Source organism: Neobacillus niacini NBRC 15566 (genome assembly GCF_001591505.1).
Classification (GTDB): Bacteria; Bacillota; Bacilli; order Bacillales; family Cytobacillaceae; genus Neobacillus; species Neobacillus niacini.
The window spans coordinates 21891-44148 of sequence record NZ_BCVA01000003.1; the positions used below are offsets into that span (position 1 = coordinate 21891).

Consider the following 22258-nt stretch of genomic DNA (forward strand, 5'->3'; position numbering starts at 1 on the left):
TGCCGCAGCGGGCATGCCTTCTTTATCTATAATTATCCGCGTCTTCCGCCTCTGCCGCCACGTTTGGTTTCGGTGTTGCGTTTTAAGCTGGATAAGTTTTCTTCACTAGCTTTTAAGAATTTAGCCATTTTATCTTCAAAGTTCTCTTTTGGCTTAAAATTGCCGCCTTTTGAACGGAAGTCTTTTGATTGCCTGTTATCTCTTCCTTGGCGTTGTGGGCGCTGGGAATAAGAAGAAGTTTGACCTTCTGGCTTATCAATAGCTTTTTTAATGGACAAGGCAGTTTTACCGTCTTTCTCACTAATTACCTTAACTTCAACTTGATCTCCTACTTTTAGATGATCATTCACGTCTTTAACATAGCTATCAGCTACTTCACTGATGTGCACAAGACCAGTTGTGCCACCTGGTAATTCTACAAACGCTCCAAAATTAGTAATACCCGTTACTTTACCTTGTACTTTGCTGCCTACTTCGATCGACAAAAAGAGTTCCCCCTAAATAATGTTTTCAACACTTAATTATACACGGTCAATTAGACAATTTCAAGCTGTTATCTATATTGATTTACTTCATTTAAAAGTTTTTGGAAATATTTATGGTGATTCCTAATTATAAGGCAGTAAATATGAAAAAGGTCCAATGACAGGATAACATCCTATCGATTGGACCTTATTTTTTAGTAATCTGTGACAATTCGATTTCGATCGAGAAAAGCTTCAATAACTTCACTCACTTGATAGGAAACCTGTGGGGAGTCATAGTTTTCAAATATATGTTCACATTGATTTTTATATGCCAGGGTTTCATCATAGTGTGCTAAGTGTCTTTGAATATCTTCTTCTTTATCATTACGAGCCTTATGTCTTTCAATAACCGTATCACGGTCAGCAAAAACAAAAAAGCGCATAACTTTGTCACCATACATGTTTTTTAATTTTTCAGTACCTTCTGGATTTAACGTTAAATAGACAAGATTATGATTTTCAAATGCCTTAACAATATCCTCTTCACGGATTCCATAATGAATTCCATCGATTTCAACGATCTCAAGAAATTCTTCGTTGTCTTTCAGCTTGTTGAAATTTTCTTCCGAAACAAAATGGTAGTCTACGCCATCTTGCTCGTAATGACGGGGAGGACGAGTCGTGTAAGAGAGGACAGTTTCCATATCAAACGCGGTTGCGACCATCTTAGCAATCGTTTTTCTCCCTGAGCCATCGGGTCCAGTGTAAATGAATAACTTTTCCTTATCTTTAATTTTATACATAGATTACCTCCTAATAAAAAAGATTTTTAGTAAATAAAAAAAGAGATCCACTGATGTATGAAGTTGCTGTCCAGTGAGTGATTCGTAATATCCTTATAACAGGATATTACTATTATAACAGATTCTGACGAAAATTTGGACTTTTCTGTTTTTTAATTCTAGTATCTCACTATAACTATCAGACAGCTTCTAAATCTACTGTACATTTTCTCTATGATGTTGTAAAGCTGTTGTGCAGGAGAGTATTAAAATAAAAGTCGAATTATCTAGCTTTTCAAGTATAATGAACATATTCAGATTTTGCATATGATATTTCTCACAGAGAAATCCTATAGAGAAGTTGGATAATAATAAAAAATGGGGTTGCCGCATGAGTGAAAAAAAGTTTGAGGATTATTCGTTAAGCGATGAAATAAGAAGGGCGCTTACGGTGCTTAAATACGAAAGTCCCACTGAAGTACAAACAGAAGTGATACCAAAGGCTATGGAGAGTCAGGATTTGGTTGTAAAATCGCAAACAGGCAGCGGCAAGACAGCAGCCTTTGCGATACCGATTTGCGAGATGATGGAATGGGAAGAGAAAAAGCCACAGGCTTTAATCCTTACACCGACTCGTGAACTTGCGGTTCAGGTTCGTGAAGATGTAACGAATATTGGTAGATTTAAACGAATCAAAGCAGTGGCGGTCTATGGAAAAGAACCATTCTCGAAACAAAAAGAAGAATTGAACCAAAAGACACATGTGGTCGTTGGTACACCTGGCCGAACGATGGACCACATCGAAAGGGGAACGCTCCAATTAGATAAAGTAAAATATCTAATCATTGATGAGGCGGACGAAATGTTAAATATGGGGTTTATTGACGAAGTTGAAGCTATCATTAAAGAACTCCCAGAGAACCGGGTAACAATGGTCTTTTCAGCAACCCTGCCAAAGGATGTTGAAAACCTTTGCCATCAATATATGAAAGATCCAATTCATATTGAGATCGCCTCTACAGGTGTTACAACGAATACGATTGAACACAGTGTTATCGAAGTGAAGGAAGAAGATAAGATTTCACTGTTGAAAGATGTAACAGTAGTTGAAAATCCAGAAAGTTGTATCATTTTTTGCCGTACAAAAGAAAATGTAGAAAATGTCTATGCGGAATTGGACAAAGCCAATTATTCCTGTGAAAGATTACATGGCGGCCTGGAACAAGAGGATAGGTTTGCTGTCATGGACGGATTTAAAGTGGGGAATTTCCGTTATTTAGTGGCAACGGATGTGGCTGCAAGGGGAATTGATATTGATAATGTGACGCTCATTATTAATTATGATGTTCCGATGGAAAAAGAGAGCTATGTTCACCGAACAGGTAGAACTGGTCGAGCTGGGAACAAAGGAAAAGCGATTACTTTCGCAACACCATTTGAAGGGAAGTTCCTAAAAGCAATTGAAAGATATATTGGCTTTGAAATTCCTCCAATGGACGCTCCTTCCGAGGATGAGGTGTTGAGTGGAAAAGCGGCATTTGAAGAAAAACGAAGCGGGCGAAGGGTAGTTAGAAATAATAAGACAGCTCGAATTAACAAGGACATTACCAAGCTCCACTTTAGCGGCGGTAAAAAGAAGAAGCTTCGAGCAGTCGACTTTGTTGGGACCATTTCCAATATTCCAGGTGTTTCAGCAGACGATATTGGCATTATTACCATCCAAGACAACTTATCTTATGTTGACATACTAAATGGCAAAGGCTCATTAGTGCTGCAAGCCATGGAACACACAACGGTAAAAGGCAAGAAATTGAAAGTGAGTAAAGCGTTAAAATAATCTGAACAAATAAGGACGATTAAATATACAATAATCGTCCTTATTTTTATAATGAACAGAGAGGAATCATCCCAATGAAATATTTTAAATCACAAATGAAGCAGTTAGTAAAAGACAACAAGGAATTGCAGCAGCACTTAAAGGAATTGATCAATGAACATGAGCTTGAAAAAAACTATGCTCTTAAGGCTTTGTACCATTCAGAAGTGGCTGATGGCGGAAAATATCAGGCTGCCTATCAGGCACTTGACGTGCCGAAAGTTTGAGCTTTTTAGGAGAGGGAAAGAATTGAATATAAAGAATATTTTACTTGTCAGTCCAATGTATAGAGAACTACAAGCGTTAATTGAAAAGGAAGCCCCGCATAAGAGTTTCCGTTTTATGCCGGAGAAAGAGCTTTCACAGGACGATTTAAGCTGGGCGGACGCACTGGTCTCTTTTAATCTGAAAACGGAATATGATTACAGCACTGTGAAATGGGTTCACTCGTTGGGCGCAGGCGTTGACCGTTTTTTACATAAGAAAGATTGGAGTCAAGAGGTACTATTAACAAGAACCATTTGTTCTTTTGGACAAAGAATTTCAGAATATTGCTTGAGCTATATCCTAAAAGATTTACAGCTCCATGACCGTTTTCAAGAGCAACAGCGGCAAAAAATTTGGGTTCAGTCGACCCCGAAATTAATACGAGAACAAAAAGTTCTTGTTTATGGAACAGGTGAAATCGGTCAAAGGATTGCGGAGGTTTTTTCTGGATTAGGAGTAAACGTTTACGGGGTATCTTTAGGCGGGAAGGAAAAAGCCGGTTTTACTAAGGTTATGACTCTTGATACTCATTTTTCTGTTTTAAATGAAATGAATTATGTGATTAATACATTGCCTTTAACGGACAAAACAGAAAAATTATTTGACGATGCCATCTTTAGTGGACTTTCTAATGCAGGATTTATTAATGTAGGGAGAGGTGCTTCAGTAGACGATAATGCCTTACTTCAGGCTTTAACCACTAACAAAATTAGATTTGCTATACTTGATGTATTCGAACAGGAGCCGCTTGCAGATAGCAATCCGTTATGGGATCATCCAAGGGTTCAAATAACTCCACATATCTCTGCCATAACGACTCCGAGTGAGGGGGCTGCTTGTTTTCTTAAAACACTTAAAAATATTGACGATAACAGGCTGCTTGCCAATAAAGTTAATACAAACAAAGGTTATTAGCATAGAATTCATCCAAAACCCTGCGAAAGGGTTTTTTTTAGATTTTCTTACACGCTTCACAATGGTAACGCTTTAAAAATAGTAAAGAAATGTTCACATGTGATGGAGTGAAAATGCGGTAAAATGAACATGTATCATATTTATGTGAAATAATTCACAATAAATCATTTGGTCTTTCAAAAATAACAGGGGTGAATCACCATGGGAGAACTATCAATAAGTGCTTTACTGATAAGATTTATTTTAGGAGGAGGAGCCGTAGTTGTTTCAACACTTGTTGCTAGGAAATTAGGTGAAAAGGCTGGAGGCATTTTTGCAGCATTTCCAGCAGTGTATTTAGCCGCATTATTGACAGTAGGTTTGGACTTCAGTGGTAATGAACTAGTAGCCCATTCGATAATTTTATCGAAAGGTGCCATAGTCGGCATGGGAATTAATATTATGGTTGCCATTCTTGCGGGATATCTTTTGCCAAGGCAAGGATGGAAACGCGGTCTGTTGCAGGCTATGGGATTTTGGTTGGTTGTATCAATGGCTGTCGTGATGATTACAACATACTCTTGAGGGAAGGGTGTTACTTATGTATAAAGATTTATTGATCCGCTTCATTCTTGGCGGTGCAGCGGTAATGGTCAGCTATTTGATAACGGTTATATCTCCTTGGAAAATCTTAGCCGGAATCTTTGCAGCATTCCCAGCCGTTATGATAACAGCGGTGTTAATGGTAGGGATTGCTTCTGGATCAAAGAATGCAGCGAAGATTGCAAATGGGTCGGTTTTTGGGATGATTGGCGGTGTGGTTTGCGTAGCGACAGTATGGACTGTATTACAAGTAAGTGGTAACTGGATGTTAAGTATTGTACTTGGGCTTCTGTTTTGGCTGGGCAGTTCTATCATAATATCCACATTTAAAGACAAGCTTAAAAATAGTAGAAGAAATACTTTTAGAGTAAATTTACTCATTAGACACAAGTAAAAACAAACAAGACGGCAGTTAGCCGCCTTGTTTAAGGTTACATAGTGTGTATTTTATATAATGCTTATTCCTCTGTATTTTCTGTACCTTCCTCAGTACCTTCTTCGTTTTGTTCTGTTTCTTCTGTTTCTGTTTCATCATTTCCTGTATCAGCACATCCAGTGGCAACTACAAGCAACATTAAAACAGACATTGAAGCAACTAACCAAGTCTTGATACTTTTCATCTTAAAATCCTCCTTGAATGCTTATAATTTGTACTACAGGATTATCATACAAGCTTTTGAAAGGAATTAGATTTGATTTGCCATTTCTTAACATTTGTTAACCTCTTCTTTAAAAAAACTCAAACACTTTGAAGTAAAATTTACAAATAATTTAGAATGCTTATTTTGAGTATATAATCAGAATCTATTACATGGGTAAATGGTAATAGGTATGTAAAATAATTAATTGACCGTTCTCAATAATTTTGTTACTCTATACTTAACTTTTTTTCTTATCATGAAACTTTTTGAAACCAAACATTTAGTTGAAAATACATTATTATATAGAAAATTTATTAACATTAGAAGGTGGGTAAAATGAACTTACAAGCAGATGTTTGTATCGTTGGCGGCGGACCTGCAGGGACATTACTCGGACATTTATTAGCTAAAAACGGTGTATCAACTATCATAATAGAACGATCTGCTGGAGTGAATAGGCAATTCAGAGGCGAGCATATTAATGCAGAAACTGAAGCCATCCTAAAAGAGCATAAATTATTTGAGAAAATAGAAGAGCTCGGGATTCTCAAAATGAAAAAAGTTGAATACTTTTCTGGCAGAAAAATGGTGAAAAGTATCTCACCTGGTGTCCATGAGGATCACGTTGGCATTCATGTACCTCAAGCACATTTATTAAGTGCTATTATTCAAGAGTCAGAGGTGTATAACCATTTCCAGTTATTATTTAATACAACAGTGAAGGAATTAATCCTGGATGAACAAGGAATCTATAGGGGTGTAAAAGCAATCCAAAACGGTCAAGAAATTATGATCTCAAGCAAAGTGACAATAGGGGCAGATGGTCGTTATTCCACCGTTCGGAAGCTTGCTAAGATTCCTACCATTGAAATGACACACGGATATGATGTCCTGTGGGCAAAAATCCCAGCTCCAAAGGGATGGGAACCCACAACAAGAATGGCGTTAGTTAATGGTCATCAGTTGGCGTTGTTTAGCCAAACGGGAGGATTAATCCAAATAGGATGGAACATTTCTGAAGGATCTTTTTCTGCATTAAGGAAAGGTTCTATACAGCCTTTTCTAAAACCATTGATTGAAAGTTTTCCAGAGCTAGAAGATGGTGTGAAAGAACACCTTCAATCCTGGAATGACTTTGTTTGTTTAAAAGTACAAAGCTCCCGCTGTGAAACATGGGTAGAGAACGGATTAATCCTCATAGGGGACGCTGCTCATACCATGACACCAACAGGTGCAATTGGAATAAATTGTGGAATGAAAGATGCCCATATCCTAGCACCAATCTTAACCAAAGCACTAATGGATAATAATATCCGATCTGAGCATTTGAAAATATTTGAAATGAACAGAAGAAACGAAATTAAATCGCAACAAATCATGCAAGTAAAACAAGAAACAACCTTTTACGAGAAATTTGTAGGGTGATAACTGATACGGTGACAGGCACCAAATATACAAAAAACGCTGTTTATGCAGCGTTTTTTGTATATTTGGTGCCTTTTTTATTTGTGTATAAATAGTAGGAATGCAGTAAATGGGAAATTATATGTTTAACCAGTATGAAGGGGTTTTCAATATGAATGTGAAGTTTCAGGTTACAAGTCTGTTTGTTGTGAGTTTATTTTCACTATTGTTTTTTAGCTTAGTGGCGGCCATGATTAGGGCAGATAAATTGCTTGATTTTGATCGTGCTGTCATTGAGGCGGTTCAATCGCAGGAGGCACCTTTTATTACATCTATTATGAAGTTTTTCACAGAGATTGGGTCAACTAAAATCGTTGTGATCTTATGCCTTTTGATTATCTTTTTTCTATATAAGGTGCTGCACCACCGAATGGAATTACTATTATTTATTGGGGTTGTTATAGGATCCCCAATCCTAAATAAAGTGCTGAAAGAAATCTTCCGACGCGCACGCCCAGATTTACACCGGCTGATTGAAATTGGCGGTTATAGTTTTCCAAGCGGCCATGCCATGAATGCTTTTACCGTATATGGAATTATAACCTTTCTACTGTGGAGACATATTTTTATTAGAAGTGGACGTACCCTGCTGCTTCTTGGTAGCTCCTTTTTCATTATCATGATTGGGGTAAGCAGGATTTATTTAGGAGTCCACTATCCTAGTGATATCATCGGCGGTTATTTTGCAAGTGGTTTTTGGCTTGCTACATCCATTTGGTTTTTTCAATGGGTTATGGAGCGACGACCGCACCTTGCTAGTAGAATGCTAAAAAGAGCAGTAAAAACTTCTAAATAAAGGAACTAGACCGATGGAATTTATCACAACACACCAATGGGATGCAGATTTATGGCAAAAGACAAGAGATATCTATAATGTTGCTTTTGGCGAACATGCTACCAAGCCGGAAAGGATTATCCGCAATATGTTGGCGAGAGGTCTTAGTACTCTTCATGTGTTAATGGAGAACGATATGGTTCTGGCGATGGCACTGACTGGATCTATGCCTAACTCAAGCGTACTGCTGTTGGATTATTTGGCGGTACGGAAGAATATGCGAGGTCATGGTATTGGTAAGGACTTTTTTGATTACATAAAAGAATGGGCCAGAGCGCAGCATCAATACAACCGAATATTGGTTGAAGTAGAATGTGATGACATACCAGAAAATCATGCGAGAATCCATTTCTGGGAAAGATGCGGGTTTCACTTGTTAGACGATTATAAACATTGCTACAAATGGGGACCGCAGCATTATATGGCAATGGTCCTTTACCTTAAGAGTAAGCCTTCCACTCCGTTAAAAGGAAAAGACTGTCTTATGTATATGGCTTCCTTCCATAAAGAATCCTACAAATTAAACTAGTTACTGGCAGGGGTCATCAGATTTTATTCTGACGACCTTTTTTGCTTAAAGATAATGATTTTAATTTAGGTTCTTTGTCATTAAAGTAGATACGTCTGTAAATCCAAGCTTTTCATAAAGGCGCTTTGCCTGGTTGCCGGCATAAACGTTTAATTGGACCTTTCTAAGACCCTCAGCCCTTAATTGTATGAACGCAGCCTTACATAGCTTCTCAGCTGCACCCTGTTTGCGATAGGGTGGGAGTACATACATTTCATTGATAAAGCCAACTGTTTCATCTGTATTTTGATCGATGATTTGCCCTAAACCTACCCAACCTTGAATAACATTATGTTTTACTCGAACAAGGTAATATCCACCGCCATTCAAAAAAGGGGTCATCATTTCCATTGCTTTTTCCCGGCTAGGTTTTACGTACCCCATAGTGGCTTCTTTTAATACCTGTAAATGGTAATTTAAGATACTTTGAGTCTCCTCATAGGTTGCTTTTCTAATCGTCATTTCCCTTTCCATCCCCTTCAAAGACTATAAAAAACTAGTTGAATACCTAGACTATAGTATGAAATTAGATAAATTTTGTTGCTGGTAAGGTGGCAATCATAAATGGTTTCTCTAAAGTCTGAAATATTGAATGAAGGTTACGCTAAACACAAATTTTTATCATATGTTAACTTATGAATAAATTAAGTTGACATAAAAAGATGAACCTATTATTCTTAATTTAAAGAATATTTAGGGGGATGTTTATGAAACTTAAAACAACAGATTTAACAGCAGCGGCCATGTTTGTTGCGCTAATGGCTGTTGGGGCGAACATTACTTCCATCGCTCCATTCATGGTCGTAGGGGGGGTACCCATTACGCTGCAAACATTTTTTGCTATCTTAGCAGGCGTCGTTCTCGGCAGCCGATTGGGTGCGATTGCAATGATGGTCTATGCATTCGTTGGTTTGGTAGGAGTTCCTGTTTTTGCTCAATTTGGCGGTGGATTTGGCACCTTCTTAAAGCCTACATTCGGTTTTATTGTTTCTTATGTTTTTACAGCTTTTATCACCGGTTACATAATAGAAAAAATGAAAAATACGGTTGGGGTTTTTGCATTTGCATCACTTGTAGGAATGGCAATTAATTATCTTTTCGGTACGAACTGGATGTACGCCGCATATAAAATTTGGGCTGCAGCACCAGACGGTTTTACCTATAAAATGGCTTGGTTATGGATGGTGGTTCCTCTTCCAAAAGATATTATTCTAGCTATTTTAGCAGGTGTTATGGGACATCGCCTAAAACGAACCTTATCCAAAAGTCAATTTTTTAAAAATGTTAGAAAAGCGAGTTAAGATAAGCGGAGGGATTCGATGAGTAAGTGGAAGGAATTAGCGTTAGAGGTGCTAAATGGTCATGTTATTTCTAAAGAGGAAGCCTTAGAGATTCTGAATTCCTCTGATATGGATTTACTAGAGGTTTTGCAAGGTGCATACGTTATTCGCCATCATTATTATGGGAATAAGGTTAAACTTAATATGCTAATTAATACAAAGTCAGGTCTTTGTCCTGAGAATTGCGGCTACTGTTCGCAATCTAGTATTTCCAATGCACCGATTGAAAAATATAGAATGGTTGATAAAGATACCATCCTTAAAGGAGCTGAGCAAGCATACCAGCTTAACGCTGGTACGTATTGCATAGTAGCGAGCGGTCGCGGTCCAAGTAATCATGAAGTGGATCAAGTGGTTTCAGCAGTAAAGGAAATAAAGGACAAATATCAGTTGAAGGTTTGTGCCTGCCTTGGAATTTTAAAACCAGAACAAGCCGCAATGCTAAAAGAAGCTGGTGTCGATCGCTACAATCACAATCTTAACACCTCAGAAAACCACCATGACTTCATCACGACATCACACACTTATCAGGATCGAGTGGATACTGTCGAGGTAATAAAAGAAGCCGGAATTTCTCCATGTTCAGGAGTTATCGTCGGCATGAAGGAAACGAAGGAAGACTTAGTGAACGTGGCAATGAGTCTAAGAGTTTTAGACGCAGATTCTATTCCTGTTAATTTTCTGCATGCAATAGATGGTACTCCGCTAGAAGGTACGAAGGAGTTGAATCCTAGGTACTGCTTAAAGGTTTTAGCTCTCATGCGTTATGTGAATCCAACAAAAGAAATCAGAATTTCAGGTGGACGAGAGGTTAACTTAGGAAGTTTACAGCCGCTGGGATTATATGCAGCGAATTCAATTTTCGTAGGTGATTATTTAACAACGTCAGGCCAAGCAACAACTGCAGATCACCAAATGCTTGAAGATTTAGGATTTGAAGTCGATTTTGTAAAAGAAACTGTTCAATAAATAGGATATAAGAAAATTTGGGTATCATCTAGTAGATGATGCCCTTTTTACATGTTTTATTATAAAATATTATTAAAAGGGTTAGAAGTTATTTTTGTTAAATTTACATAGTAGCTTGAAGGGAGAACAGTAATGTCAGAAATTAATGTTTTAGGAGAAGCCTATAAAAAAGCAAAATATAAGGTACCTGGTCATGGTCCTAGAAATATTAAGGTGCTTAAAGATGCACTCATGGATATCGATGGTGAAACGGAAAGCGAAATGTATGGAAAAGGTACAATCATCGATGACTTTCAAGAGAAAATGGCAAAGTACCTTGGTAAGGAATCCGCTGTATTTTTTCCAAGTGGAACGATGGCACAGCAAATCGCCTTACGTATTTGGTGTGACCGGAAAGGGGTCAAAAAAGTCGCTTACCATCCATTAAGTCATTTAGAAATTCATGAAGAAGATGGATTAAAGGAATTGCATCATATCGAGACGATCTTATTGGCTGATAAAGACAGAGTCATTCAACAGGAAGATGTGGTTAGCTTAAAAGAGGAAATCTCTTGTTTATTGCTTGAGCTTCCGCAAAGGGAGATTGGAGGTCAGCTGCCGGATTACAAAACATTGGAAGATATATCGGCATACTGTAAGGATAGTGGAATTAAATTACATTTAGACGGTGCAAGATTGTTTGAAATTCTACCTTATTATCAAAAAACAGCAGCAGAGGTTAGTTCTCTTTTTGATAGTGTGTATGTGTCTTTTTACAAAGGAATTGGCGGTATCGCAGGGGCAATACTCGCTGGAGAAAAAACCTTTACGGAAGAATCAAAAGTTTGGAAAAGGCGTCATGGCGGCGATTTAATTAGTCTTTATCCATATTCCTTAACTGCTGATTTTTATTTCGAACAACGAGTGGGAAAAATGAACCAGTACTATGAAGAAGCAAAAGAACTTGCCCAATACTTTAATCGATGTCATGGAGTTTCGACAAAGCCATTGGAACCAGTTTCTAATATGTTTCATATCCATTTTGAAGCACCAAAAGAGGAGATAGAAGGGATTCTAGTAGCCATCTACGAAGAAACAGGTATAGGCTTAACCAGTTACGTGCGCGAAATCACTAAGACGACTAGTTACTACGAAGCGAGTATTGGTGAATTGTATGCTCAACTGCCTAAGGAGGATTTAAAAAAGGTTTTTCAACTGCTAGATGAAAAAATGAAAACCATTATAACGCTATGATTATAAAAATCCCCATTTCAGTTCAACACCGAAATGGGGATTACTAATTAGATAATATAAGGACCAAAGAAAATCGTTAATAGTAAGATGTGAAGTCCGACAAAATAGCTTATTCTTACCGTACCAGCCCAATGATTTACCTTTTTTGAATGAATCGTTAACCACAATGCGATGATGGCAAATAAAATCATGTAAAGATACGAACTGCCAGTAAAAGTTAAGTAGCTCGGTGCATTTGTATATATGTTATCTACAAAAAAACGATCTTTCCAAATGAGAGATGCTATCGCGTAAAGTCCAATCCCTGTATAAAAATACCAAATTGGATCGCGATCAGCGATTCTATTCCTAAAGATATACATAAATACAACAAACAGAAGCGGCCAAATAAACCATATAACGGCAAAGGCAATACCGAAAAATGATGAGGTTATCATCCCAAACGTTTTACCTAGTGCCTGCAGCCAATCATCTTGAGTATACTCTATTAATGGATTGACAGATTTAATGTCAGCAGATGATAGTTTAATTTTATAGCTATCGCCGTCTAAATCAATCCATGCGATCGTTTTTTCATTAATCCATTGCGGGTTCGTTGAAATCTCAGGTGTATTGCTGCGTCGTTCTGTTTTAGTGGTGCCACTTTCGTTTATTTCTGCAGAATAGATATTAAAGGTTGTACTGTCATTGAATTGGGTTTGTGTTCTCCCGTTTGCATGAAAAAGTATCGTTGGTTTATCATTACGAAAGGTAAGAATGACATCAGAAACTTCCTTCAAGCTGTTATTTCCTGCTGGATCTTCAAGGGTTAACTCGTTTAACGTTTGGGTGTTTGGACTAGATAAACTTGTTAGCATAAAATAGTTAAAGAACTCTGGATTTCCGCCTTGAGTCGATTGAAGCTCTTCCTGAAGAAACAGTGCTAACTTTTGACCATTCAATGCAAATGAAATATCATTTACAACTTTTCCCGGATCAACCTTTAGACTCGACTGATATATGGTATTTATTTTGCCATTTGCATGCTGTTGGAGTGTAATATCGACACCTGTTGGATGAGATGAATAGGTTAATATACTTACTCCATTTTTGTTCTCTTTAGCTTTGAGCTTGAGTTTATCCAAATCAATATCCATTATTTTTTCGGAATTCTTTGTTCCGGGTGAAAGTTGATAGAGAACATGACCTTTTACATAAAGAGTGGTAGTTTCCAAAGGATAAAACTTCTCTACGTCTGAGACAATCATATTTTTTTCTTGGTCATAAATATTTTTAAAATCAAAATAAAGAATCGTATCTTTCTGCTGGTAAACTTGAGTCCATTTATTTACCGGTATGTTGTAAGTTTGCTCTTCCTTTACGGTGAAATCCTTGCTCAAAGTGGTTGTGGCTAATTTTCCATCTTCAAATCTTGTGAAAACAAAATCACCATTTTCCGTGACTTTTACAGGAGGCAAGTGATTCAAATTTGTTTCTCCTACCGTTAGGGCCCTGCTCCAATCATCAGCTGGAGGTTCCGTCACATCGGAAAAGTTTTCATAGAATAATAGAAATATTGCTAAAACGATCATGAACGCAGGTACAAACCAATAAAGCTTAGTAGTGAATTTATTGTTCATATTAGACCCCCATGTTACTCTTTAGTTCTCTATATATTTTGACAAAAATAATAGTAACATAATTCTGACAGAATAGGCTATACCAAACACAGCGCTGTTGTAAAATATTGTTAGTTTAAACGTAGCTTGCCAATCGATAAAAATCAGTATAATTTCATGGTAAGATAACTTAGAGGAAAAATGTTTTTTAGGAGATACATATGACAGAAATGAAAAAACTGCAAGAGGCAGATTTATATAAACCAATTCAGAGGTATTTTATACGAGAAGGCTATGAGGTATATGGGGAAGTGAAGGACTGTGATATGGTCGCAGTTAAAGAGGATGACCTGGTTATTGTTGAATTAAAACTCACCCTAAGTGTGGATCTTCTTATTCAGGCAGCCAAACGGCAAAAATTAACGAACCAAGTATACATTGCCATTCCTAGACCAAAAGGACGGTTGAATTCTAAGCAATGGGCTGATAAATGCCATTTAGTTAAAAGGCTGGAGCTTGGCTTAATTGTCGTTTCCTTTCCAGGCAACCGCTCGAAAGCAGATATTCTTATCCACCCAACTTCCTTTCATCGTAAAATAGCTGCCGGTCGTAACAAGATGAAGAGAGAAGCCATCTTGAAAGAAATTAGCGGACGCAGTGCGGATTTCAATATAGGGGGCAGCAGCAGGACTAAAATCATGACCGCTTACAAAGAAAATTGCATTCAAATTGCATGTATTCTAAATAAAATGGGACCATTATCTCCCAAGGCGTTAAAAGTTATGGGGGCGGGTGATAAAATCCCCTCCATCTTAACGAATAACTATTATGGATGGTTTGAACGGATTAAAAGAGGTACCTATGCTATTACTGAGAAGGGCAGGCTTGAGGTGCAGGAGTATCAGGAGCTTGTAAACTATTATTTAGAAAAACTAGTCATAAGTAATGGGGGAGAATCCAATTGAAGAGTATTACAGTTGTTTCCCTTCTAGATGTAATTAGTGAATTGTTTTCGGAGGAAATTTCAATAGCAGTCTCAGATACGAGTGAGTACATCTATTACCGCCCTAGTAAAAGGGTGGATTTGAAGATCCGGCGAGGAGATGTTTTGAAGGAGGGGACCATAGCCCATAAAGCTATAACTTCTCGTCAGAAGGTATCCGAATTTATTGACCGTGATGTATTTGGCGTTCCCTATCATGGGATGGCAGTCCCCTTCTTTCATGAAGGGAACCTAGAAGGGTGCGTTACAGCGATTTTCCCTTCATTAACCAGCGGTAAATTAGTGGTAACTATTAAAACCGAGGATGGCTGGATTCCCATGCCTTTTTCCGATGTGATTTACTTAGAGGCGAAGGAGAAAAAAACATTTGTAAATGGAAAGGACCATTCGGGCACCCATAAAAATACCTTACAAGAATTTGAGTTTCTGTTGCCAAAGGATCATTTTATCCGTTGCCACCGCTCGTATATTGTTAATGTTAATCATATTAAGGAGATATTTCCTGATACGCATTCCACCTTTATTCTTTCAATGAATAATGGAGACAGAGTTCCAGTCAGTCAATCCTACTCCAGTTATTTTCGACGGCTGCTTGGGTTTTAAATCTGCTGTTTTAGAAATCAAATTTGCTGTTTTATCTGAAAATTCCGTAGTTAATTCCATATTTTCCTACTAACTTAAACCTTTCAGTTAAAATAGGTGCAAAGGGGAGTGGGATGGATGATCGAAAGTAATTTAAAGCGGATTAGAGACCCTCGGCTTTGGGACCGAGTCGTGACACCAGAAGAAGCGGCAGAGTGGATTGAAGACGGAATGACTTTGGGGTTAAGTGGATTTACACGTGCGGGTGACGTGAAAGCGGTTCCGTTTGCATTGGTAAACCGTGCAAAGTCCGAAACATTTAAAGTCAACGTGTATACAGGGGCTTCTTTAGGATCTGATGTAGATAAATTATTTGCGGAGGCAGGTATTCTTGGAAAAAGACTTCCGTTTCAGGCAGATCCCACTATGAGAAAAAAGATCAATAGCGGTGAGTTGTTATTTGTCGACCAGCACTTGTCACATACAGCTGAGTTGGTTCGTGCAAATGTGATTACCCCTATTGATTATGCAATTTTGGAAGCGGTGTCAATTACAGAGGATGGAATGGTAATACCAACAACGTCTGTTGGAAATTCGTTGTCCTTCGCATTAAATGCGAAGTCAATCATCATTGAAATCAATGTAGCTCAAAATGAAAATCTTGAAGGGCTCCATGATTTATATGAACCTGGTAAACAAGGAGAACGAGATCCAATTCCGTTAACAGCAACAGACGACCGGATTGGAACACACGGAATACCCATCGACATTAATAAGGTAAAAGGGATCGTGTTTACCAACCAGCTCGATTCTCCGTCAACGATTGTACCGCCTGATGAGGAAACGGAAATCATGGCCCATTATTTAATCCAATTTTTAAGGAAGGAAGTAGACGCTGGCAGACTTACTGAACAACTTGCTCCTTTACAGTCAGGGATTGGCTCCGTAGCTAACGCAGTTCTACACGGAATGATTGATTCTGAGTTTCATGATTTAGAGGTCTATTCGGAAGTATTACAGGATGCCGTATTTGACTTGATTGATGCAGGGAAAGTCCGGACTGCCTCCTGCTGCTCGATTACCCTTTCAGATGGAAAAATGAAAGAGGTATTTGCTCATTTTGATAAGTATCGTGACAAATTAATCATGAGACCTCAGGAAATATCAAATCATCCGGAAGTTATCCGTCGTCTTGGATTGATTTCTATCAACACGGCTTTAGAAGTAGACATCTATGGAAATGTTAATTCTACTCATGTATTAGGAACAAAAATGATGAACGGTATCGGTGGGTCAGGAGACTTTGCCCGCAACGCCAGATTGGCTATTTTTGTCACAAAGTCGATTGCAAAAGGTGGAAACATATCGAGTATTGTTCCATTTGTTTCTCATGTGGATCATACGGAGCATGATGTGGATGTAATCGTCACCGAGCAGGGCTATGCAGATTTGCGTGGACTTGCACCAAGAGAAAGGGTGGAATTAATTATCGAGAATTGTACCCATCCCTTGTATCGTGAGCAGCTTCGTGACTATTACCAAGAGGCATTAACGAGAGGCGGTCAAACTCCGCATGTATTGGAAAAAGCTTTCTCCTGGCACACCCATTTTGCCGAACAGGGGACAATGTTAAAAAAGATAGTTGAAACGGTGTAGAAAAAAACTTTGGAGATTCATTTGCTTTAATTGGATATCTCTGTTATAGTAAAGAAGAATTATTTTTGTTTGTCAGTTGGATTAAAAAGTTTTCAAACTTTACGTCTAAAGAACTGAGCAAGGATAGTAACACAATGTGTGCACAGCACACGAGGAGGAAACAACAAATGGAACAAGGTAAAGTAAAATGGTTTAATGCAGAAAAAGGTTTCGGATTCATCGAAAGAGAAGCAGGAGACGATGTATTCGTACACTTCTCAGCTATCCAAAGCGAAGGTTTCAAAACTTTAGACGAAGGTCAAGCAGTTACTTTTGAAGTAGAACAAGGTCAACGTGGACCCCAAGCTACTAACGTTCGTAAAGCATAATTGAACCGACATATATAAAAGACTCTCTTTTGAGAGTCTTTTTTTGTGTTTTAAAGGGTGAATTGTAGCCTGGGTTGAGGAAAAGCAGGGTTAGTGGCTGTGATTAGAAACTATTCGTGCCCGTCAGCGGGGAAAAGTGAGATTGGCGGTAACGAATAGGTGATATTCGTGCCCGTGAATGATGGAAAGTGGGGTTGGCGGTAACGAATAGGTACTATTCGTGCCCGTGAATAAGGAAAAGTGGGGTTAGTGGTAACGAATAGGTGCTATTCGTGTCCGTGAATGAGTGAAGTGGGAATGGCGGTAACGAATAGGTGATATTCGTCCCCGTGAACGAGAAAAAGCAGGGTTAGCGGTAACGAATAAAAATCAATCAAGCCCAAGCTTTCTAAAAATGTTCACTTTTTACAAAAAAACCCTGCTCAGTAATGAGCAGGGCAAGTAACCGAAAAACGTATTACGTAAAGCAAATGGTAGACACAGTATAGCACACATTGAACACATTCCCTAATTATTTTTGAAAATAATCAAAAACTCCCCAGACTTCACAAATAATTATGCTTATCGTATACAAAAGACTCAAATGAATTCCAAAGGTTTTTTAAGGAAAAATAGCAATTTTAAAAGGTTTAGAGGACTTTTTGTTGAAATAAGTATAGTAAGTTTTTCCATTGGTGAGGTGGGATAAAAATTGAATAATATCCAATACGCTTTTATAAATGAATTTGGCCATTATGGATTCGATTTTGATCAACCTGAGACTTCGACCCACTTTATAATCGTTTCTATTTTAGTAAAAGGTTCTGATAAAGAATTCCTCGAACAGGAAGTTGAGAAAATTAAACAAAAACATCTCCAAAAAGGGGATATTGATGATAGTCTTCGACTGGAAATCTTACGAGATTTAAAGGACTTACCCTTTAAGGTGTATGCGTATGTCATTGACAAGCGGAAAATTAGGGAAGACAGCGGCGTTACATATGAGAAGACATTTATTAAATTTTTTTCTAGAAAGATTTTTGAAGATCTCTTTCGTACCTTTGACACTCTTGACCTTGTCGCCGATGAACAGGGAGCAAGGGAGTTTACGCAGGAATTTATTGGTTATGTAAAAACGAATTGCATCCCAGACTTATTTAATTATTCAACCTTTGGTTTTAACAGCAGCGAGTCTGATATTCTTCTGGAACTGGCGGAATTTATCGCTGAGACGATTGCAAAAGGTTATGTCGTAAAACATCACTCTAATCAATATCCATCTTTTTATAGATTGTTGAAAAATAAAATCATCACCATTAATCTTTGGCCCCATAATTACAAGCACTATCTATATGACTACCATTTTGAAAAAACAGACTCAGAAACAGAACAGATTATTATTAAACAAGCAGTTAATTTGGCTTATCAATACATTGAGAAACATCGGAAAAGTGAAGAAGAGGATGAAAAAGTCAGGATTGATTTATTGAAGTTTCTATTATTCAATTTAAAGGAAAATCCTGATGAATATGTTTATACCGAAGAGATCCTTGATAATCTTAATGCAATTAGAATCAATAAAATCAAGCAGCATTATTTTCGCTCAAATATTGTTTCGAAGCTGCGGGACCAGGGGTTATTAATTGCCTCCAGCAATAAAGGCTATAAGCTCCCTGTTTGTTTAAATGATTTGTACGACTTTGTAAATCTATCAAGTTTAACGATCCATCCGATGATTCAACGAGTCGCAAAATGCAGGGACCAAATTCTTCTAGCAACAAACCGTGAAATAGACATCCTTGAAAAATCAGAATACGACTATTTAAAAAGAGTAATTGAATTGGAAAAACTAGCATTGATGAACAATGAGTAAAAGGGGAATTTTCATGTTTTCATACAAAGTAGATGAAGAAATAGCAATTGAATTATTACAGCAGCACCATAAGGGTGAACTATATGACCTTATCGATTCAAATCGTGAACATCTAAGAAAATGGTTATTGTGGGTGGATAAACGGAAATCAGCAGATGATTTCGAATCAATCATTCCAATTTGGATTAGAAACTACGCAGACAATAATGGATTCGATGCCGGCATTCGATACAACGGAAAATTAGTAGGCATGATAGGGCTCCATTATATTGATTGGAAAAATAGCGCAACCAGTATTGGCTATTTTCTGTCGGAAGATGCCCAGGGAAATGGGATTATCACACGGACAGTATCTTCTTTACTAAAATACTTATTTGAAACCTTGAAACTAAATAGAGTTGAAATCCAAGTTGCTGTTAATAATCATAAGAGTATTGCGATTCCTGAACGTTTGGGTTTTGTTAAGGAAGGTATGAAACGAGACGGGCAATGGCTGCATGACCATTATGAGGACATCGCGACTTATAGTTTGTTAGCAAGGGATTGGATAAAACTATAGTAAGTCAAGTCAATCTTAAATCAAAAAATGCTCTAGAGGGAGAATCCACTAGAGCATTTTCATTACCGGAAATCCGCCACCTTTACGGCAGGTATTTTCCGATTAAATAACTTCGTATTTGTTCCAATATAAACTCCGGTTAAAACAAACGCCGCTCCAATTCCGTGAGCCCAGGTGAAGGTTTCTCCTAAATAGATGGTTGCCATCAACACTGCAGAAACCGGCATGACATTAATAAAAATCGATGCCTTGGCTGCACCTACCTCTTTAATTCCGTAATAATACATAATAAAAGAAACCACGGTCACGAATATACTCATATGTGCAATCGCCACCCAGGTTGAGAAGTTGGCCTGTGCGATGTCCTGCCATGATGATTCTACATAAGCAAACGGTGCTAAGAAAACCGTACCAAACGCAACTGCGTAGGTGGTTGATTCAACAGCGCTATATTTTTTTAATACGACTTTACCAACCACACTGTACAAGGCCCAGCTAATAACGGCGCCTAATAAAACCAAGTCAATAGTCTGAAAACCTAATTGAAACAAGGTTAGAAAATGCCCATCGGTGATAATAAAGGCTGCCCCTGATAATGCGATTACCATGCCAATGATATGGTTTTTCGTGATTTTTTCTTTTAGAAAGACCCCAGATAAAAGGACGATTAATACAGGGTTCGAGGCGATAAATAGAGAACTCTTAATAACCGGTGCCTGTTTGGTGGCAATGAAAAAGCAGATATTATAGAGGGCAATTCCGGTTAATCCTAGGACCGCAAATAATCCATAATCCTTGAGTGTTGGTTTCTTTCGGTTCTTTTCCATCATCCACATCATCGGAAACAAAAGGATTGCAGCCCCTAAAAACCGTAAAAATGCGACAGTTGCCGGTTCAAAGCTCTGAACCGCAATTTTACCTGCGATAAATGCACTTCCCCATGTAGCCGTTGCAATGAACAACATTCCGTAAATCATCCATTTCTTTTTCATTCGCAATCCCCTAACCCGTCATTTTGCTATGTTTTATTGTACCATCTTTTTCAAAATTCGAAATAAAAAAATCATTTGAACACCAATTTATTTCATTAGACCAATTCATACATAAAAGTCCTTTAGATGGAAAACGATATAAAAACTGGGAGGGGTTTATTGTGAGGAAAAGGATGACTAAGTTGTTGAAGAAAAGTCTCAACACTGAACCTGAATTTAAAGAAGAAACCAATGCAGAGGAAATTGAAATAAAAAAACAAGAAATAAGTACTCATATCGAGAAAAATTTAGAGACATTTAAGTCATTATTTACGATACCGGATAATGCAGATGTTAAATTACGTGAGTTTACGATTCAACAACTAAATCGTAAGGCTTTTATCATTTATATCAGTACGATGGCAGATTTAAAAGCCATTATGGATGGTATTGAGGGGCCATTAATTGATAGTGAGCACCCTTCAACAAAAATCCAAGATATCGTTTCCTACCCACTTGAAAAAACCGCTACCAAGATTGGAGACATCACAGAATTCATTACTGCAGGTGTCACGGCACTGTTTGTTGATGGTGATTCCAATTGCTATTTATTTGAAACAACAAAAATACGCGGCCGTTCAATTGAAAAGTCTGATAATGAAGTAATCGTAAAAGGGGGTAAAGAATCTTTTAATGAAAAGGTAATTGATAATATTGCCTTGATCCGGAAAAAAATTAAAAATGAAAACCTTCTCGTTGAAGCGCAAACGATTTCAAAAAGATCGAGGAATAGTGTGTTTCTTGTTTACCAAAAGGACCTTGTAAATGACGATCTGCTGAAAAATGTAAAAGAGAGGCTAAATTCATTTGATATTGATAGTACTCTTGATTTAAGTATATTAGAGCAAATGCTAGAGGAACGGCCAAGATCTTTATTTCCAACCATTGTATATACAGAACGTCCAGACCGCGCTGCCTCTTTTATCGAAGAAGGTCATATTATTTTACTGATGGAAAATTCACCAAGTTGTTTAATTCTGCCTGCTACCTTTTGGGCGATGTTTCATTCACCAGAAGATCATTATTTGCGGGCACCCTATGGTAATTTCATTAGAATATTAAGATTCTTTGCTTTGTTTGTTGCTGTTTTTACCTCCCCCATCTATCTTGCAATTACAAACTTTCATGTTGGGATGATTCCTCCAGATTTATTGATGGCCATTGCAGGAACTAGAGAAAGAGTACCTTTTCCATCGATCGTTGAAGTGTTGATGATGGAAATAGCCTTCGAGCTTATTCGTGAAGCCGGATTACGCGTTCCATCCCCGATTGGTCCCACGATTGGGATTGTGGGTGCATTAATCCTAGGTCAAGCAGCTGTACAAGCGAATATCATAAGCCCCATCGTCATTATCGTCATTGCCTTAAGCGGGCTAAGCTCTTTTATTATCATTGATATAAGTATGAATTTCGCAATTCGAATTACCCGTTTTTTATTTATTTTTTCAGCCGGATTTATTGGAATATATGGAATCACTGCCTTATTTATAGGAGGACTCTTTTATTTAGTATCATTGAAATCATTTGGCACACCTTATTTTGCACCGATGACGCCGCATTCCTTCTCGTCAAAGGATTTACTTATCCGACATATTCCAATGAAAGAAAGGTTCCGGCCAGGATATTTAAAACCTAAGGATATGGTTAAACAAAGAAAGGGATAAAATCTT

At 37.8% G+C, this 22258-nt stretch carries 24 protein-coding genes; 18 read left to right on the forward strand and 6 right to left on the reverse strand.

Annotation, left to right across the window (positions count from 1 at the left end; translation table 11 throughout):
- Positions 1-32 precede the first annotated feature (32 nt).
- Together BANA01_RS03560 and BANA01_RS03565 are read right to left on the reverse strand one after the other, a co-directional pair.
- Entirely contained in the window at positions 33-485 is a 453-nt protein-coding gene (locus BANA01_RS03560) for a S1 domain-containing RNA-binding protein (RefSeq protein WP_063251682.1), read from the reverse strand.
- Between the two features lie 194 nt (positions 486-679).
- Positions 680-1270 (reverse strand): guanylate kinase, encoded by a 591-nt coding sequence (locus BANA01_RS03565; RefSeq protein ID WP_063251683.1) that lies wholly within the window; start codon positions 1268-1270, stop codon positions 680-682.
- Between the two features lie 370 nt (positions 1271-1640).
- On the opposite strand from BANA01_RS03565, the gene BANA01_RS03570 reads away from it, so the two are divergent.
- From BANA01_RS03570 to BANA01_RS03590, 5 genes are all read left to right on the forward strand, one after another.
- Positions 1641-3086 carry a DEAD/DEAH box helicase gene (locus BANA01_RS03570; protein ID WP_063251684.1) on the forward strand — a complete coding sequence of 482 codons (1446 nt, stop codon included), beginning with the start codon at positions 1641-1643 and terminating at the stop codon, positions 3084-3086.
- Between the two features lie 74 nt (positions 3087-3160).
- Entirely contained in the window at positions 3161-3352 is a 192-nt protein-coding gene (locus BANA01_RS03575; RefSeq protein ID WP_063251685.1) for a hypothetical protein, read from the forward strand.
- A 22-nt stretch (positions 3353-3374) separates the two neighbouring features.
- Positions 3375-4307 (forward strand): D-2-hydroxyacid dehydrogenase, encoded by a 933-nt coding sequence (locus BANA01_RS03580; RefSeq protein WP_063251686.1) that lies wholly within the window; start codon positions 3375-3377, stop codon positions 4305-4307.
- 201 nt (positions 4308-4508) lie between these two features.
- On the forward strand, positions 4509-4871 hold the full coding sequence (locus tag BANA01_RS03585; protein WP_063251687.1) for a DUF3147 family protein: 363 nt from the start codon (positions 4509-4511) through the stop codon (positions 4869-4871).
- Positions 4872-4887: 16 nt separating this feature from the next.
- Positions 4888-5283: a DUF3147 family protein gene (locus BANA01_RS03590; RefSeq protein ID WP_063251688.1), complete on the forward strand. Its 396-nt coding sequence runs from the start codon at positions 4888-4890 to the stop codon at positions 5281-5283.
- Between the two features lie 64 nt (positions 5284-5347).
- On the opposite strand, the gene BANA01_RS29020 is transcribed toward BANA01_RS03590, so the two are convergent.
- Positions 5348-5509 carry a hypothetical protein gene (locus BANA01_RS29020; RefSeq protein WP_157411712.1) on the reverse strand — a complete coding sequence of 54 codons (162 nt, stop codon included), beginning with the start codon at positions 5507-5509 and terminating at the stop codon, positions 5348-5350.
- A gap of 357 nt (positions 5510-5866) precedes the next feature.
- Between BANA01_RS29020 and BANA01_RS03595 the strand changes: the two genes are divergently transcribed.
- The 3 genes from BANA01_RS03595 to BANA01_RS03605 all read left to right on the forward strand — a co-directional run bounded on the left by BANA01_RS03595 (position 5867) and on the right by BANA01_RS03605 (position 8358).
- The gene (locus BANA01_RS03595) at positions 5867-6955 is read left to right on the forward strand and encodes an FAD-dependent monooxygenase (protein WP_063251689.1); all 1089 of its coding nucleotides are present in this window, start codon (positions 5867-5869) and stop codon (positions 6953-6955) included.
- 151 nt (positions 6956-7106) lie between these two features.
- Entirely contained in the window at positions 7107-7790 is a 684-nt protein-coding gene (locus tag BANA01_RS03600; RefSeq protein WP_063251895.1) for a phosphatase PAP2 family protein, read from the forward strand.
- A gap of 13 nt (positions 7791-7803) precedes the next feature.
- Positions 7804-8358, forward strand: coding sequence for a GNAT family N-acetyltransferase (locus BANA01_RS03605; RefSeq protein ID WP_063251690.1), 555 nt, complete (start codon positions 7804-7806; stop codon positions 8356-8358).
- 60 nt (positions 8359-8418) lie between these two features.
- Here BANA01_RS03605 and BANA01_RS03610 read toward each other — a convergent pair whose 3' ends face one another.
- Positions 8419-8859 carry a GNAT family N-acetyltransferase gene (locus tag BANA01_RS03610; RefSeq protein ID WP_063251691.1) on the reverse strand — a complete coding sequence of 147 codons (441 nt, stop codon included), beginning with the start codon at positions 8857-8859 and terminating at the stop codon, positions 8419-8421.
- Positions 8860-9098: 239 nt separating this feature from the next.
- Here BANA01_RS03610 and BANA01_RS03615 point away from each other — a divergent pair, with 239 nt between their 5' ends.
- The 3 genes from BANA01_RS03615 to BANA01_RS03625 all read left to right on the forward strand — a co-directional run bounded on the left by BANA01_RS03615 (position 9099) and on the right by BANA01_RS03625 (position 11939).
- Positions 9099-9698, forward strand: a complete 600-nt coding sequence (locus tag BANA01_RS03615; protein WP_063251692.1) for a biotin transporter BioY — start codon at positions 9099-9101, stop codon at positions 9696-9698.
- Positions 9699-9716: 18 nt separating this feature from the next.
- Positions 9717-10706 (forward strand): biotin synthase BioB, encoded by a 990-nt coding sequence (gene bioB / locus BANA01_RS03620; RefSeq protein ID WP_063251693.1) that lies wholly within the window; start codon positions 9717-9719, stop codon positions 10704-10706.
- A 132-nt stretch (positions 10707-10838) separates the two neighbouring features.
- On the forward strand, positions 10839-11939 hold the full coding sequence (locus BANA01_RS03625; protein WP_063251694.1) for a threonine aldolase family protein: 1101 nt from the start codon (positions 10839-10841) through the stop codon (positions 11937-11939).
- Positions 11940-11986: 47 nt separating this feature from the next.
- On the opposite strand, the gene BANA01_RS03630 is transcribed toward BANA01_RS03625, so the two are convergent.
- On the reverse strand, positions 11987-13558 hold the full coding sequence (locus BANA01_RS03630; protein ID WP_063251695.1) for a hypothetical protein: 1572 nt from the start codon (positions 13556-13558) through the stop codon (positions 11987-11989).
- Positions 13559-13758: 200 nt separating this feature from the next.
- Here BANA01_RS03630 and BANA01_RS03635 point away from each other — a divergent pair, with 200 nt between their 5' ends.
- From BANA01_RS03635 to BANA01_RS03660, 6 genes are all read left to right on the forward strand, one after another.
- Positions 13759-14502 (forward strand): DUF2161 domain-containing phosphodiesterase, encoded by a 744-nt coding sequence (locus tag BANA01_RS03635; RefSeq protein ID WP_063251696.1) that lies wholly within the window; start codon positions 13759-13761, stop codon positions 14500-14502.
- A complete protein-coding gene (locus BANA01_RS03640; protein ID WP_063251697.1) occupies positions 14499-15143 on the forward strand; it encodes a LytTR family DNA-binding domain-containing protein in 645 nt (214 codons plus the stop codon). Before BANA01_RS03635 ends, BANA01_RS03640 begins: the two co-directional genes overlap by 4 nt.
- A 120-nt stretch (positions 15144-15263) precedes the next feature.
- Positions 15264-16778 carry an acetyl-CoA hydrolase/transferase family protein gene (locus tag BANA01_RS03645; RefSeq protein WP_063251896.1) on the forward strand — a complete coding sequence of 505 codons (1515 nt, stop codon included), beginning with the start codon at positions 15264-15266 and terminating at the stop codon, positions 16776-16778.
- 167 nt (positions 16779-16945) lie between these two features.
- The gene (locus tag BANA01_RS03650) at positions 16946-17146 is read left to right on the forward strand and encodes a cold-shock protein (protein ID WP_026568674.1); all 201 of its coding nucleotides are present in this window, start codon (positions 16946-16948) and stop codon (positions 17144-17146) included.
- Positions 17147-17837: 691 nt separating this feature from the next.
- A complete protein-coding gene (locus tag BANA01_RS03655) occupies positions 17838-18998 on the forward strand; it encodes a DUF3800 domain-containing protein (RefSeq protein ID WP_063251698.1) in 1161 nt (386 codons plus the stop codon).
- A 13-nt stretch (positions 18999-19011) separates the two neighbouring features.
- On the forward strand, positions 19012-19557 hold the full coding sequence (locus tag BANA01_RS03660) for a GNAT family N-acetyltransferase (RefSeq protein WP_063251699.1): 546 nt from the start codon (positions 19012-19014) through the stop codon (positions 19555-19557).
- A gap of 62 nt (positions 19558-19619) precedes the next feature.
- Here BANA01_RS03660 and BANA01_RS03665 read toward each other — a convergent pair whose 3' ends face one another.
- Entirely contained in the window at positions 19620-20549 is a 930-nt protein-coding gene (locus BANA01_RS03665; protein ID WP_063251700.1) for a DMT family transporter, read from the reverse strand.
- A gap of 161 nt (positions 20550-20710) precedes the next feature.
- Here BANA01_RS03665 and BANA01_RS03670 point away from each other — a divergent pair, with 161 nt between their 5' ends.
- A complete protein-coding gene (locus tag BANA01_RS03670) occupies positions 20711-22252 on the forward strand; it encodes a spore germination protein (RefSeq protein ID WP_235847051.1) in 1542 nt (513 codons plus the stop codon).
- Positions 22253-22258 lie beyond the last annotated feature (6 nt).

Bases quoted from the DNA above. Each gene is read 5' to 3' on its own strand.
- BANA01_RS03590 (WP_063251688.1), top strand. From the start codon at position 4,888: ATGTATAAAGATTTATTGATCCGCTTCATTCTTGGCGGTGCAGCGGTA.
- BANA01_RS03665 (WP_063251700.1), bottom strand. From the start codon at position 20,549: ATGAAAAAGAAATGGATGATTTACGGAATGTTGTTCATTGCAACGGCT.
- BANA01_RS03570 (WP_063251684.1), top strand. From the start codon at position 1,641: ATGAGTGAAAAAAAGTTTGAGGATTATTCGTTAAGCGATGAAATAAGA.
- BANA01_RS03625 (WP_063251694.1), top strand. From the start codon at position 10,839: ATGTCAGAAATTAATGTTTTAGGAGAAGCCTATAAAAAAGCAAAATAT.
- bioB (WP_063251693.1), top strand. From the start codon at position 9,717: ATGAGTAAGTGGAAGGAATTAGCGTTAGAGGTGCTAAATGGTCATGTT.
- BANA01_RS03600 (WP_063251895.1), top strand. From the start codon at position 7,107: ATGAATGTGAAGTTTCAGGTTACAAGTCTGTTTGTTGTGAGTTTATTT.
- BANA01_RS03575 (WP_063251685.1), top strand. From the start codon at position 3,161: ATGAAATATTTTAAATCACAAATGAAGCAGTTAGTAAAAGACAACAAG.
- BANA01_RS03610 (WP_063251691.1), bottom strand. From the start codon at position 8,859: ATGACGATTAGAAAAGCAACCTATGAGGAGACTCAAAGTATCTTAAAT.
- BANA01_RS03650 (WP_026568674.1), top strand. From the start codon at position 16,946: ATGGAACAAGGTAAAGTAAAATGGTTTAATGCAGAAAAAGGTTTCGGA.
- BANA01_RS03595 (WP_063251689.1), top strand. From the start codon at position 5,867: ATGAACTTACAAGCAGATGTTTGTATCGTTGGCGGCGGACCTGCAGGG.
- BANA01_RS29020 (WP_157411712.1), bottom strand. From the start codon at position 5,509: ATGAAAAGTATCAAGACTTGGTTAGTTGCTTCAATGTCTGTTTTAATG.
- BANA01_RS03615 (WP_063251692.1), top strand. From the start codon at position 9,099: ATGTTTATGAAACTTAAAACAACAGATTTAACAGCAGCGGCCATGTTT.
- BANA01_RS03635 (WP_063251696.1), top strand. From the start codon at position 13,759: ATGACAGAAATGAAAAAACTGCAAGAGGCAGATTTATATAAACCAATT.
- BANA01_RS03565 (WP_063251683.1), bottom strand. From the start codon at position 1,270: ATGTATAAAATTAAAGATAAGGAAAAGTTATTCATTTACACTGGACCC.
- BANA01_RS03660 (WP_063251699.1), top strand. From the start codon at position 19,012: ATGTTTTCATACAAAGTAGATGAAGAAATAGCAATTGAATTATTACAG.
- BANA01_RS03630 (WP_063251695.1), bottom strand. From the start codon at position 13,558: ATGAACAATAAATTCACTACTAAGCTTTATTGGTTTGTACCTGCGTTC.
- BANA01_RS03605 (WP_063251690.1), top strand. From the start codon at position 7,804: ATGGAATTTATCACAACACACCAATGGGATGCAGATTTATGGCAAAAG.
- BANA01_RS03585 (WP_063251687.1), top strand. From the start codon at position 4,509: ATGGGAGAACTATCAATAAGTGCTTTACTGATAAGATTTATTTTAGGA.